Consider the following 13,049-nt stretch of genomic DNA (forward strand, 5'->3'; position numbering starts at 1 on the left):
CTGCACGCCCGATCGTACGACGGACGGAAGGTGGGAACGAGCGCGGTTCTCGTTCACGTCGTTCGCTCCGAACCGTGATGCAAACGAAGCGGAACGGCCCGTGAGCCCGACGTGAGCAAGCTGTGCGACCGGTGTGTATCGGCCTGCTCCGATAGCGCCGTCCTGGCCACAAGAGCACTCGGGGGAGGAAAAAATCAGTACCGACGGTCGAGTCGAGACTCGAGGATTGAGGATCGAACCTCGAATTCGGAACCGAGAGAGCCTATAGTAGCCACTGAAACGAGTTACACACTGCTCGCGACGCCGTACTGCGAGCAGGTGTGCACTGACGGTCAGTGGCTACTATAGTGGCTTCCCAAGCCTGAACTGATGGGGCGAATCATGCGGTATGGTCCGATTCGCCCCATCAGTCGACGCTTGGGAGGGTACTAGCCTGGGCCGGGCGTACACATCGTCACGTCACCGTTCGTGTAGACCGTGGCCTGATCCGGCCCGCAGAGTCGATCCTGCGAGACCTGCTCGATCCGCCCCTCGCCGTCGGCGTCCTGGAAGTAGACGGCCTCGCTCGAGGCGGCCGAGCGATAGACCGTGTACTCGTGATCTGCACTCTCCCCGTCGGGAACCGTCGCGGTGAACGTCGCCGAATAGGCCCCGGATCTGGTTATCAGCGTCTGATAGGGGTGGTCGGTGTAGAGGCGCTGATCCGGACGGATTTCGCTCCCGTCCGGCGATCCGGTCATCGCGCCGATCGATTCCGCCGCGGCGAGTTCCGACTCGTCGTACGCGAGTCGTTCGTGCTGATTGTCGAAGACCGGGTTGTCGATGTTACTTTCGGCGGCCATCACCATCGCGCCCGGATAGATGAGCACGAACAGCAACAACACGGTGAAGAGGAGTCGCGGCGAGAGGTTGCGATGGAGGGTTTGCAGCCCGATCGCGGCGAGGATCGCCATCGGCCCGTAGAGGAACGCGAACCAGCGCGTCGGGATGAACGTGTGGATCCCGAACATCGGGAAGCCGAGGACGAACACGAGCATGAACGCCGACGCGAGCAACAGCGTAAACACCGATTGCTCGGCCCGGCGACGGTGGACGATGTACAGACAGCCGACGAACGTCGCACCGAGGAGCAGGAGGAAGCCGAGGGTGTCGATGTACGGAACGGCCTGATCGAGAAGCGTCGTCGCGGCCTCGGCGGCCCCCTCCTCGGCCTCCTCGTCGGCCGTCGTTCCGCTCGCGATATTCAGGAAGCCGGCGCTCTCCTCGACGGTCTGGGAGAAGAAGCTGAGGACGGTCGCGAGGAACGACTGCTCGCGGTAGGGCGTCAGCGACCAGACGAAGATCGTCAGCCCGAAGTTGAAGACGACGAGGCCGATGAGGTTGACCGGTTTCTTCGTCCGGAACACGCTCGTATCGAGTCGCGTGAGTCCGAGCGGCCCGATCTCGAACACCAGCTGAGCGACGAACGCCGCGAGCAACAACACGAGCATGATGAACGTCGAGACCTGGTGGGTGAGGATGACGGCGACGCTCATCAACAGGAGCAACGAGAAGTCGCGGACCGCATACTCGATGCGCATCACGCGGAGCAGGGCGTACAACAACCCGAGGAAGAACACGAGTCCCATACTCGTCGGGATGAGGTGCAGACCCCACATCGAGACGTGACTGGCGATCGCAAACAGCGCCGTCGCGAGCGTCGCCCACCGCTGTGGGACCAGCAGGTTCGTCGAGGCGTACACCAACAGGACCGAGAGCGGCATCGCAACTCCCAGCGAGAGATACAGCGCGGTCCGCAGCGAAACGTCGAACACGAGCGACGACGCGACTACTAGCAGGTGGTAAAACGGCGACGCGTAGTGTTTGTCGTGGGAGATCCCACTAACCGCGCCTTCGGAGGCGATCTGTTCGGTCAGCGCCATGTGCGTCCAGACGTCGATCCCGACGTATCCCGGCGTCGCGTACAGCGCGGTAAACCGGAAGACGAACGCGAACGCGATGATCTGGAGCAACAGGAGGCGGACGTTCAAATCGTCGTCGGTCGCGAAGACGATCTGGCCGATCAGGAGCGTCCCGACGACGCTCGCCAGTCCGAAAAAGCGAACCGTTCGTGACCCCTCGAGAACGGTCAGCGCGACCAGCCCCGAGAGACCGACGAGAACGACCGCTGGAAGCGCCATCGTGATCCGCGACGGGAGCGCCAACTGCTCGTGACCGCTCGAGCGCTGTTGCTGGTAGAGACAGACGAGATAGAGCGCACACGCGGTACCGAGGACTATCGGGACGGTGTTCAGGTAGATCTGCGACGCCAGCAACCGCAGCGGGAGCAACGCAAGCGCGAGCAACAGCCCAACGATCGCGGCGACCGTGTCGAGTCGGAACGGGCGGTGCTCGGAAATCGTGCGAACTGGATTACGTACCATGGCTCCCCCCCGCCGGTCGGCTCGCCGAGTCCGGTCGGTCGAGGAGTCCGCGATACAGTTCGAGCAGTCGGTCGCCTAACGCCTCGAGGCTCAGGTCGTCGATCGCCTCGCGACCGTTCGTCCGACGGCGAGCCGTAGCCGCCCGCTCGAGGCCGGCGACCAGGTCGCGGTCGTCGTCGCTGACCACGCAGTCTGTGACGTCCTCGAGCGTCTCGCGGACGAAGCCGACGTCGGTCGAAACGACCGGACGGTTACAGGCGGCGGCCTCCTTGACGACCATCGGTCCGCTCTCGCGGTTCGACGTCACCAGAAGAACGTCGCTCGCGTTCATGTAGTATGGAATCTCCTCGTGGTCGACGCCGGAGACCGACCGCAACTCGAGGTCGACGTCGGCCCGTTCGACGAGCCGTCGCGCCCGCGGGAAGTCCTTCACGGCGCGGTCGGTATCGTACGGAAACAGTGCGACCGGTCGATCAGTCTGCCAGCCGATACGTTCGCGGGCACGGTCGCGGTCGATCGGCCGGAACAGGTCGGTATCGACGCCGAACGGAATCAGGTGGTGATCCGTCTCGAGCGCCGCCGACATCGGCTGGCTCGGAACGATCGTCGCGTCGGCGAGACGGGCGGCGGTTCGGCTACACGTCCGGAGCCACGACCGATCGCTCATCAGGTCGGTTCCCCACAGAGTCACCGCCACCGGGCGCGTCGGCTGGGCGAGTGCGACCGGCGCCGTCAGCCCGTAGTTCGCGTGGACCAGGTCGTAGTCGTCCGAGCGGATCTCGGAGAGGACGGACGGATAGAACCGGGCGTAGTCGGCGGGCGATCGCCCGCCGTCGCGGTCGGCGCCGGGAACGGGACGAACCGTACAGTCGACGCCGCGCGCTTCCAGGACCGATACCTGGTGATCGAAAAACGGACGCGGCGAGGTGACCAGCTGGAGGACCTTCATACTTGGCTTGGATCAGTCGTTGGTGTCGAGTTCGAGCGGTTCGACGCGGACGTCCGCGCGAGCGTTTCGATCTTCTCGACGACGAATTCCGAGACGTCGATTCGGTCTGCGAGCAGTTTCTGGCGCCGGCGCGGCCACGTTTCCGGGGGCTCTTCGAGTATCGACACGGCGCGCTCGAGGCCGCGGACGTGGCGCATCTCGCCGGTGTACTCGAAACAGAGCCCGTACGTCTCCTCGAGTTCGGACGTGTATCCCAGCGAGAGCGGGTTGACGTAGACCGCCGGCGTACCGAGGACGGCGGCTTCCGCCGCGGTCGTCGCGCCCTCGCTCAACACGACGTCCGCGTAGGCGAGCAGGTCGTGCAAGTGCTCCGGGGCCGTCTCGAACTGGTAGTCCTCGAGGTCGGCCGGCGGCTCGCCCTCCGCCGAGAGTAGGACCTCCACGCCGGCGTCTTCGAACCGATCGGCGATCTCGCGGGGATCGTCGAATCCGGCGTGGCCGACGTCGTGAGAGGCTTCCCAGCTACCGAGGCGGACGACGGCGAACCGGTCGTCGGGCGCCAGATCGAGCGGCTCGAGGACCGCTGGATCGGGAGTGAACCGGTCGGGATGGAGGTAGGCGAGTTCGTGGTAGCCCGGATACGTCTCCTGTTTCGAGCCGATCTCGCCCCGATAGCACGACGGCGTGCAGATGACGTCCGCGAACGGATAGGCCAGCTTCGTCACCAGCGTCGCGTGCTCGGTATCGTAGAAGACGAGACTCGTCGTGCGAAGCATCGACGCGACGTGGGCGGCGGCGACGCCGCCGATGGCCGTGATCACGTCCGGGTCGATCCGCCGTGCCCGACGCAGTAGCTTCGCCTCGTAGGTGGCCTGGACGGCCGCAAGCGACAGCAGCGAGTCCGACGCACCGGCCAGCACCTCGTGTTCGATGTCGTACGCCTCGAGGAGGTCGATCGCCACGTCGTTTTCCCGGGCGAAGACGAACACCTCGTGGCCGCGGGTCCGGAGCGTCTCGATCGGCTCGCGAAAGAAGTGGACGTGACCGGGATGCTGGATGGTCACGATAACCCGCGCGGGTTCCTCCGCGAGCGGCTGGCTGTGTGCCGTCATATCCGTCGATAGACGAAGCCCGCGTCCTGTGCTACCGTTTCGTCGAACGTCCCCGTCGTGTCGACAAGCGCCGGATCGGATTCGAGCGCCGACGCCACGTTCTCGAGGTCGAGGCGTTCGAACTCGTCGTGACCGGTCGTCACAACCACGGCGTCGAACCCGTCGAACGACACCGCTTCCTGGACGTCGATCCCGAACGCGTCGCGGACGGCCTCGGGGTCGGCGAACGGATCGAAGCCGGTAACGTCGATATCGTACTCCTCGAGGCGCTCGACGACGTTGGCGACTTTCGAACTCCGGATGTCGCCGACGCCCGGCTTGTAGGAGAGCCCAAGCACGAGGACGCGACTCTCACAGAGCGTCTTGTGACACTGGTTCAAGGCCTTGATCGTCAACTCGGCGACGTGGTCGGGCATCGACTCGTTGACCTTCCGGCTCGTCCGAACGAGTTCGGGCTCGAATCCCTCGCGGGCCGATCGGTGCGCGAGGAAGTAGGGATCGACGGGGATGCAGTGGCCGCCGACCAGCCCCGGTCGGTAATCGTGGAAGTTCCACTTCGTGCCCGCGGCCTCGAGGACGGCATCAGCGTCGACGTCCATCCGCTCTAAGGCCATCGAGAGTTCGTTGACGAACGCGATGTTGAGGTCGCGCTGGGTGTTCTCGACGACCTTGCAGGCCTCGGCGACCTCGATCGACGGCGCGCGGTGGACGCCGGCGTCGACGACCGATTCGTAGAGAGCCGCCACGTCGTCGAGCACCTTCTCGTTCTGTGCACCGACGACTTTGACGACGTCCGCGAGCCCGTGGGCCTCGTCGCCGGGCGTCGCCCGCTCCGGCGAGTAGCCGACGAAAAAGCCCTCGCCGGCGGTCAGATCGGAGGCTTCTTCGAGCGCCGGCGCGAGTACTTCGCGGGTCGTTCCCGGGTAAACCGTCGACTCGAGAACCACCGTCGTCCCGGGTTTCATCTTCGAGCCGACAGTCGTTGCAGCGCTCTCGACGTAGCGCAGATCCGGCTGATCGTCGTCGTCGATCGGCGTCGGCACGGCGATGATGACGTAGTCCGCGTCGCCGATCTGTGCCGCGTCGGTCGTGTAGGAGATGTCTCCGTCCTGGATCGCGTCGTCGGAGAGGTCGCCGGTCGTATCGACGCCCGCTTGCAGTTGCTCGACGGTCGTCTCGTCGACGTCGTAGCCGACGACGCGGTAGTTCGACTGCGCGAAACCGACCGCGAGCGGGAGCCCGACGTAGCCGAGACCGACGACGCAGATCGTCGCCTCTCGGGCAGCGCTCTCGTCGATCTGCTCGTCCGACGCACCTTCTTCGGTCGCGTCGAACGTGTATTCGCTTCCTCGCCGGTCCGCTCGGTTCTCCGTGCCGCTGAGTGTCGTAGTCATACGTGAGATGAGTTCGCTGAGCCGACACACGACCGCGTGTGACGGTGGTTTCCTACTGTTCGTGGTCGTGAATCCTCGAGTCGAGAGAGACAGGCCGGGCGGTTTACTATAGCCGGAATAAACGGTTTCACCGAGCACATCGGACGGAAACCGCGCCCGCTGTGGCCGCTGTGGGCCGCGCATCTCGATTTCCTCGACGGCTCCTGCAGGCGGCTTAGAAGGGTGTTAAACGCCACTATACAGATCTATAATGAAGGGGGATGGCCGACGAGATATCCTCGCGGTCGGCGCGGCTCCCGTTCCGAATCGTCCGACGCGGTTGCCGTCGACCGCCACTGAATCGCAACACCCATGGTGCCACCTCAGATCGGAAGCTACGTCCCGTTCGCGGCGATTTACAGCAGCGCGCCTATCGATGCGATCCCGGCGTCGGCTCACCGGCTCGCCACACACACGTTCGTTTCGGCCCCACCCGTTCCAACGTCCGCAACGAACACTGGTGGGCCCGCGGTGGGATCCTCGCTGCTCCGGCTTACGTCGCCCGCCGAGGTGGTCCTAATTGCGGTTCTGTTCTTGCTGGTATGCGGTCTCGTCGCCCTTCGAGTTGCAGACGCACTGTCGGAACGAGACGTCGAGTTGTCCCGCACACTTCGATCGGCGACGAACGCGAAACCGAGCGCATCGGCGGCTGCAACCACCGAGTCGTCGACGGCGTCGACGGAGCGAGAGCCAACTAGCTCACCCACCGACGATCACCAGTCGTTCGAACATTACATCGCTCCCGAAACGCCGTCCGAACTCTTAAGCGACGAAGGGGAGGTCGTCCGACTCCTCGTCGCCAACCACGGTCGACTCCGGCAACACCGAATCGCCGACGAGACCGGATGGTCGAAGTCGAAGGTCAGTCGCATCTGTTCGCGGATGGACGCCGACGACACGATCGAGAAGTCGTCGGTCGGCCGCGAGAACGTTATCACACTGTCCGACCGGTCGGCCGACGACGCGACGCAGTCGGACGACGTCGAGAACCCGGACCCGGTTCCGTAACCGTTCGACGAAGAGACATCATCCAGGAATCGGGACGAATCCATCGCGCCAGACGGATTCTCCCCGACGTCGGTTCGGTTTCGCCACGTTTCGCTTTCTCGCTGCGTCCAGTTCGACACTGCCGTGTCGCCGCAGTCGGTTTCCGTACCCCGTCTCCGTCCAGACACGTCTCACCGTCAGACGGCGGCGCGGCCTCGCGTTTCGGTTGCAGTTTCCCGTTGTGGGATCGTCTGCGGCACGGCGCTCGCTTCGCGTCGAGGGCCTGAGCGCACACGCCGGAGGCAGCAGTCGGTTCGCCAGCCCCGTGACGGCGCCACGACACCGTCGTCTCGAACGGCCCGATCCTGGCCGGGTGCGGCCGCATCGATCGGTCGGCGTTCGGCGGAGAACTGGACGGAAGTAAGCCGTTCAGCGGGATCGTTGCAGTAGCTGCAATAGATTTCCGACTTATTCACCCGATAGCCGATGTTTTATTCGTGGTATAGTAATGGGCCGATCCGCCATTGACTCCGGTAACGACCCGCTCCGCCGTCGGCGGACGCGGGTGACTGAGAACTATGACACGAACTATGATGCTCCCGATCGCTGGCTCGAACCGCGCGCCGACCCTCGAGGCGACGGCCCAGTACAGCGCCTCTCACTCATCTGCGACCGACTCGCGGGCGGCGGCCGCTCGAGTGGAGGTGAGCGGCTGATGTGCGGAATTATCGCCCGGATCGGCCACGGCGATGCGACCGAGACGCTGCTGTCCGGACTCGAGAACCTCGAATACCGCGGCTACGACTCCGCGGGGATCGCCGTTCAGAACGGCGACGGCGTCAAGGTCCGGAAGTGTTCGGGCGAGGTCGACCAGCTCAAGACGTCGGTCGAGCCTCGGCTTCACGGCAACATGGGGATCGGCCACACGCGCTGGAGTACCCACGGCCCGCCGACCGACGCGAACGCCCACCCGCACACGGACACGGTCGGCGACGTCGCCGTCGTCCACAACGGCGTCATCGACAACTACGACGAACTCCGCGCGGAGCTGCAGGCGGCGGGTCACGAGTTCGAGAGCGACACCGACTCCGAGGTTATCCCCCACCTCATCGACGAGTACCGCGACCGCCACGGCGACACCGAACGCGCCGTCCGCGAGACCGTCGAAACGCTCGAGGGCAGCTACGCGATCGCCGCGATCGTCGACGGCGAGGAGCGCGTCTACGCCGCGCGAAAGGGCTCGCCGCTCGTCCTCGGCCTGGACGACGAGGAGTGGTTCCTCGCCAGCGACGTCCCGGCGTTTCTCGATCACACCGACGAGGTCATCTACCTCGAGGACGGCGACCTCGTCGTTCTCGAGCCCGACTCATACCAGATCACCGACCTCGCCGGGTCGCCCGTCGAGCGGCCGGTCGACACCGTCGACTGGGACCCCGAGGACGCGGGGAAAGGCGAGTACGACCACTACATGCTAAAGGAGATCCACACGCAGCCGACGGCGCTCTCGAACACCATCGAGGGCCGCGTCGAAGACGGCGACGTCGCGTTCGAGGATCTCCCTGCGGGGACGTTCAGCGACGTCGATACCGTCCAGTTCGTCGCCTGCGGAACCTCCTACCACGCGGCGATGTACGGCGCCCAGCTCCTCCGATCGGCCGGCGTCCGAACGGACGTCGTCCGCGCGAGCGAGTACGCGTCGAAAACCGGCCCCGTCGACGACGCGACGCTCGTCGTCGCGGTCACGCAGAGCGGCGAGACTGCCGACACGCTCGACGCGGTTCGCAAGGCGACCGACCGCGGCGCTCGATCGCTGGCCGTCACCAACGTCGTCGGATCGACGGCCGCCCGCGAGGCCGACGACGCGGTTTACATCCGCGCCGGTCCCGAGGTCGGCGTCGCCGCGACGAAGACGTTCTCCTCGCAGGCGGTCACGCTCGCGTTGCTCTCCCAGCGCATCGCCGCGGACGTTCCGGAGGCGGCCGCCGCCGCGGATCGCGAGACGATGCTCGAGGACCTGACCGACCTTCCCGAACACGTCGAGACCGTCCTCGAGACGACCGACGCCGAGGGAATCGCCCGCGAGTTCCACGACAGCGACTCGTACTTCTTCATCGGCAACGGTCTGGGCCACCCGGTGGCGCTCGAGGGCGCCCTGAAGTTCAAGGAGATCACCTACGAGCACGCGGAAGGGTTCGCCGCGGGCGAACTCAAACACGGTCCGCTGGCGCTCGTGACCGACGAGACGCCCGTGTTCGCGGTCGCCACCAGCGGCGACGACGAGAAGACGAAGACGAACGCGATCGAAGCCCAGACCCGCGGCGCGCCGATCGTCGCGGTCTGTCCGGACGACCACCCGCTCGTCGACGTCGCCGAGGTCCACCTCTCGATCCCCGACACCCATCCCGTCTGGGCCGGCCTGCTCGCGAACGTCCAGTTGCAGCTGGTCTCCTACCACGCGGCGGACCTCCTCGAGCGTCCGATCGACAAGCCGCGAAACCTCGCGAAGAGCGTCACGGTCGAGTAAGGGTCTAATCGACACTCGAGACGGAACGCCGTCTCGACGCTCCGGCGGACCCGCGACCGACCGCGGGCGCCGGCGGGGGCGGCGGTCCGTCCAGGCGCGTTCGGAGCATCTCACTCGGTTCTGTCGTCTCTCGGTTCGGTTTCTGTTCTCGCGTCGGTCTCGAGCGGTCGCTGGTGCTCACCGAGGGGACTACTGTATCGCGCGGGTGGGATTTTGTCACTGGCTGGCCTACGAACAGTATGACGATAGTGAACTGGCTGTTTGCAGCACTGCTGGTACTCCAGGCCCACTTTGCGGCTTCGTATCTCGTCCCACTGGACGGCGACGCCCAGCGAGAGTTCGGCGGTCTCTTGCGGTGGGTCTGGCCCTGGAGCGATGGCGACAGCGGGCTATTGGGCCAGGTTTCGATGTCGGCCGACTTGCCGCTTACTGGGTTGTTTCTCGCGCTGATCGCGGCAACGCTCTTTTTCTGTGCTGCCCTCGCAGTGGTAGAGATCCGGGTCCCGTTCGGCTGGTGGCGGATCCTGGCTGGGGGCGGGGCCATCCTGTCGCTTGCGCTCATGGCGGGGTTCTTCGGCGCCACGAAGGTGATGCCGATGGCCCTCGATGTCGTCGTGTTGTGGGCTATCGCAACTGATTTGCTCCATCCTCCCGGCTGATGTCGATAGCACTCCCCCCGATTCCCGGCTGCTGCCGATGGCACTCCATCCGACTCGAGGTCGCGGGATGGCAGGTGGTCGATTTACTGAACGCTCCAACTCGGACCTTCTCACCGGCCGAACAACCGGTTCGCTATTGCGAGTCCGGAACGTCTCTTCTCCACCGTTGTGACGACCCAACCGTCTCACACTGGATTTTCCCTTCCACCGAGCGACCGTAAGCGGGCCGCGTGATCGAGTACGCCGTGGCCGACCGGTGGCGACATTTCGAGTCGATCGTCCTCGAGGCGGCGCCGCTCGAGGCGCTCAGCGCACTGAACGCCCGCAGCGTCTTTCGAGGGGGACCGCGGGCACCAGAGAACGCTGGATTGGGGAGTCTGCCCTATATGACCGCGTCGACGGTCGTTCAGTGGCCGTCCTCACAGTCTCGAACTCGACGGCGAGACGGATCGCCCCACCGGTTTCTGCGACTCGAGCGGCGCGAGACCGATAGAATGGAACTGTCAGGAAATCGAGAGCCGCGCTGATCGTCGAGTGACCGCGTGAGAAGAACAGGAAACAGCGCCGAGCGCGGTCGAGTCGCGACCGCGAACGGGGTACTCGAGCCGGAGCCGTCGGCAGTACGAAACGGGAAGGGGCGCTACGAAGCGCTACTCTTCCTCGAGGACGAGCGTGACCGATTCGTCGTCGCCGTCGATTTCGACGTCGGTCTCGTCGCTCTCGTAGTCGTCGGCCTCCGCGGAGACCGCGTACTCGCCGTCCTCGAGTTCGAACTCGACCTCGCCGTCGTCGTCGGTGTCTCGCTCTTCGCTCGAGCCGAAGAGAACGGCGTCGTCCTCGACGGTGACGGTGGCGTCCTCGATCGCGTCGCCGTCGTCGTCCTCGACGGTCACGTCCAGGTCGTGGGTTTCGTCGTCGCTGTCGTCGCTGTCGTCGTCATCATCGTCATCGTCGTCCGCTTCGAGGACGAGCGTGACCGTTTCGTCGTCGCCGTCGATTTCGACGTCGGTCTCGTCGCTCTCGTAGTCGTCGGCCTCGGCGGAGACCTCGTACTCGCCGTCCTCGAGGTCGAACTCGACCTCGCCGTCGTCGGCGTCACGGTCGTCTTCGGATCCGCTTTCGGGGTCGACGAAGACGGTGGCGTCGTCGACCGAATCGCCGTCGTCGTCCTCGACGAAGACCGTCAGGGTGTGGGTTTCGTCCTCGTCGTCTTCGTCGTCCGCGTCGTCGGAGTCGTCGCTGTCGTCGTCACCGTTTTCGTCGCTGTCACCGTCGTCGGCATCCGAATCGTCCCCGTCATCGTCAGTTTCGTCGCTATCGCCGTCATCGGTGTCATCGCCGCTGTCATCACCGCCGTCGTCGGCGTCGTCGTCCGCATCGGCGTCGTCTCCGTCGCCCTCGTCATCGTCGGCATCGTCGCTCGCGGGGTCTTCCTCGTCGTCCGTGTCGTCCGTGACGGAGCCGACCATCCCGGTGATGGAGGCGCCGCTGGCCGCGAATACCAGCCCGATTACCAGGAAGACGACCCCGCTGACGGTAAGCAGGATCTGTACGTGTTTCTGAAGCGCTCGCGTCTCCGTACTCGGCTCTCGGACGTTTCGGCTCATTGTATTCTCCTCTTGCATCTGCGTTACGTCGGCGTACCTGCACTCTGTCGGGCCGATGCCGATCGAACGACGATCGATCGGCTATCGACCCCGTTCGCCGTCGAGGCGCTGTCTGCAGTCCGACTCGTCGAATGCCGTCTCAGCTCGCGTCTCGGTTCCCGGTCGGCGTTCGGGAACGCGCAAGCAGGACAAACGTGGTTCATTACCTGTCCGTTTCAGCTATCGACGGTTCACTATACCCTCGATAAGGAGCGCGCTATCGCATCGATAAGACCGTTGCAGTTCGTGAAACAGTGTCCGACGACCGCTTGCTCGAGCCTCGAAGATCCGTTCGACCGCCGAACGCGGACGGCGGCCGACGTCCGCTACTCGACTGTCTGTAGTTCGCCCGCGTCCGCGACTCGTGAACGGGAGTCGACGACGGTATCGCGAACGGTGCGAATGTGATCGACGACTGACGGTCCGACCACGGCGAAACAACAGAGCGCGAGACTCGCGACCGACGGGTCGTGGCGCGTGGCTTGTAGCCCGTATCGAAGTGCGCGGCGCCTGTTGTTCTGGTCGAGTTCCGTCCAGGCGGAGTTGATCTGCCGACCGTGCCGGAATCGGCGTTCGATCCCGGGATTGCTGGTAATATCGTCGCGATACTTCGACCAGATGCGACCGCAGACGTCGGTGGCCTCATCGAGGTCGCGGTGCAGTTGTTCGCGCTGTTCGACCGCGGCCAGTTCGGAGACGTTCCTGTCGTGGTACTGGCGAACCACCAGCGGCTCGTCGACGTACTCGTACTCGTACTCCCGGGCGACTCGGATCGTCAAATCCCAGTCTTCGCCGCAGTCGAACTCGGTGTCGTAGCCGCCGACGGTCTCGAAGCACTCGGCTCGGTACATGTGTCCGGAGTAGGGCTTGCAGTCGAATCCGGCGAGGATCTCCGGGTAGATATCGCCGCGAAGCGACGGCGTGTACGTGTCGACGGTTCGACCGCCTCTCTTGGCGACACCACCGGTATAGACGACTCCACACGCCGGGTTGTCCGCCATCACCGCGAGTTGTTTCTCGACTTTCGTCGGCGCCCAGCGGTCGTCGTCGTCGAGGATGCAGACGAACTCTCCGCGGGCGTACTCGAGCGCGCGATTTCGACTCCCCGAGATGCCGCGTCGTTCGTCGTTATACAACGGCCGAACGCGGTCGTCGTCGGCGTAGGACTCGAGGACGCGTCTGGTGTCGTCGCTCGGCGGGTCACAGACGATGACGACCTCGATTTCGTCGTGAGTCTGTCCCAGCGCCGTTTCGACCGCCCCTTCGATGTACTCGGGCCGGTCGTATGTCGGAACGAGTACACTGACGAGCGTCAT

General features: G+C 64.9%; 10 protein-coding genes. 4 read left to right on the forward strand and 6 right to left on the reverse strand.

Translation table 11 applies throughout. The annotated features are described in order from the left end of the window. Positions 1–428: 428 nt before the first annotated feature. Genes C493_RS04005 through C493_RS04020 form a run of 4 tightly spaced genes read right to left on the reverse strand, consistent with a single transcriptional unit; the run spans position 429 to position 5,878 of the window. Positions 429–2,423, reverse strand: coding sequence for a hypothetical protein (locus tag C493_RS04005; RefSeq protein ID WP_007258124.1), 1,995 nt, complete (start codon positions 2,421–2,423; stop codon positions 429–431). Beyond that, the gene (locus tag C493_RS04010) at positions 2,413–3,372 is read right to left on the reverse strand and encodes a glycosyltransferase family 4 protein (protein WP_007258125.1); all 960 of its coding nucleotides are present in this window, start codon (positions 3,370–3,372) and stop codon (positions 2,413–2,415) included. Before C493_RS04010 ends, C493_RS04005 begins: the two co-directional genes overlap by 11 nt. Beyond that, on the reverse strand, positions 3,369–4,484 hold the full coding sequence (locus C493_RS04015; protein ID WP_007258126.1) for a DUF354 domain-containing protein: 1,116 nt from the start codon (positions 4,482–4,484) through the stop codon (positions 3,369–3,371). The genes C493_RS04010 and C493_RS04015 overlap by 4 nt, the downstream gene beginning before the upstream one ends. Beyond that, positions 4,481–5,878, reverse strand: coding sequence for a nucleotide sugar dehydrogenase (locus tag C493_RS04020; RefSeq protein ID WP_007258127.1), 1,398 nt, complete (start codon positions 5,876–5,878; stop codon positions 4,481–4,483). The genes C493_RS04015 and C493_RS04020 overlap by 4 nt, the downstream gene beginning before the upstream one ends. Before the next feature lie 351 nt (positions 5,879–6,229). Between C493_RS04020 and C493_RS24190 the strand changes: the two genes are divergently transcribed. From C493_RS24190 to C493_RS04035, 4 genes are all read left to right on the forward strand, one after another. Continuing rightward, a complete protein-coding gene (locus C493_RS24190) occupies positions 6,230–6,925 on the forward strand; it encodes a helix-turn-helix transcriptional regulator (protein ID WP_049889115.1) in 696 nt (231 codons plus the stop codon). 557 nt (positions 6,926–7,482) lie between these two features. Beyond that, positions 7,483–7,620 carry a hypothetical protein gene (locus C493_RS22975; protein WP_161606880.1) on the forward strand — a complete coding sequence of 46 codons (138 nt, stop codon included), beginning with the start codon at positions 7,483–7,485 and terminating at the stop codon, positions 7,618–7,620. Continuing rightward, positions 7,620–9,428 (forward strand): glutamine--fructose-6-phosphate transaminase (isomerizing), encoded by a 1,809-nt coding sequence (gene glmS, locus C493_RS04030; protein ID WP_007258129.1) that lies wholly within the window; start codon positions 7,620–7,622, stop codon positions 9,426–9,428. The genes C493_RS22975 and glmS overlap by 1 nt, the downstream gene beginning before the upstream one ends. A gap of 239 nt (positions 9,429–9,667) precedes the next feature. After that, positions 9,668–10,087 carry a hypothetical protein gene (locus C493_RS04035; RefSeq protein ID WP_007258130.1) on the forward strand — a complete coding sequence of 140 codons (420 nt, stop codon included), beginning with the start codon at positions 9,668–9,670 and terminating at the stop codon, positions 10,085–10,087. Between the two features lie 650 nt (positions 10,088–10,737). On the opposite strand, the gene C493_RS04045 is transcribed toward C493_RS04035, so the two are convergent. Together C493_RS04045 and C493_RS04050 are read right to left on the reverse strand one after the other, a co-directional pair. Beyond that, on the reverse strand, positions 10,738–11,694 hold the full coding sequence (locus tag C493_RS04045; RefSeq protein ID WP_007258132.1) for a carboxypeptidase regulatory-like domain-containing protein: 957 nt from the start codon (positions 11,692–11,694) through the stop codon (positions 10,738–10,740). Positions 11,695–12,059: 365 nt separating this feature from the next. Further along, positions 12,060–13,049: a glycosyltransferase family 2 protein gene (locus C493_RS04050; protein ID WP_007258133.1), complete on the reverse strand. Its 990-nt coding sequence runs from the start codon at positions 13,047–13,049 to the stop codon at positions 12,060–12,062.

This window comes from Natronolimnohabitans innermongolicus JCM 12255 (assembly GCF_000337215.1).
GTDB classification, from domain to species: domain Archaea; phylum Halobacteriota; class Halobacteria; order Halobacteriales; family Natrialbaceae; genus Natronolimnohabitans; species Natronolimnohabitans innermongolicus.

What these genes read in the sequence shown, in the direction of transcription:
- C493_RS04015 (WP_007258126.1), bottom strand. Translation starts at nt 4,484, where the DNA reads ATGACGGCACACAGCCAGCCGCTCGCGGAGGAACCCGCGCGGGTTATC.
- C493_RS04050 (WP_007258133.1), bottom strand. Translation starts at nt 13,049, where the DNA reads ATGACGCTCGTCAGTGTACTCGTTCCGACATACGACCGGCCCGAGTAC.
- glmS (WP_007258129.1), top strand. Translation starts at nt 7,620, where the DNA reads ATGTGCGGAATTATCGCCCGGATCGGCCACGGCGATGCGACCGAGACG.
- C493_RS24190 (WP_049889115.1), top strand. Translation starts at nt 6,230, where the DNA reads ATGGTGCCACCTCAGATCGGAAGCTACGTCCCGTTCGCGGCGATTTAC.
- C493_RS04045 (WP_007258132.1), bottom strand. Translation starts at nt 11,694, where the DNA reads ATGAGCCGAAACGTCCGAGAGCCGAGTACGGAGACGCGAGCGCTTCAG.
- C493_RS04010 (WP_007258125.1), bottom strand. Translation starts at nt 3,372, where the DNA reads ATGAAGGTCCTCCAGCTGGTCACCTCGCCGCGTCCGTTTTTCGATCAC.
- C493_RS04035 (WP_007258130.1), top strand. Translation starts at nt 9,668, where the DNA reads ATGACGATAGTGAACTGGCTGTTTGCAGCACTGCTGGTACTCCAGGCC.
- C493_RS04005 (WP_007258124.1), bottom strand. Translation starts at nt 2,423, where the DNA reads ATGGTACGTAATCCAGTTCGCACGATTTCCGAGCACCGCCCGTTCCGA.
- C493_RS22975 (WP_161606880.1), top strand. Translation starts at nt 7,483, where the DNA reads ATGACACGAACTATGATGCTCCCGATCGCTGGCTCGAACCGCGCGCCG.
- C493_RS04020 (WP_007258127.1), bottom strand. Translation starts at nt 5,878, where the DNA reads ATGACTACGACACTCAGCGGCACGGAGAACCGAGCGGACCGGCGAGGA.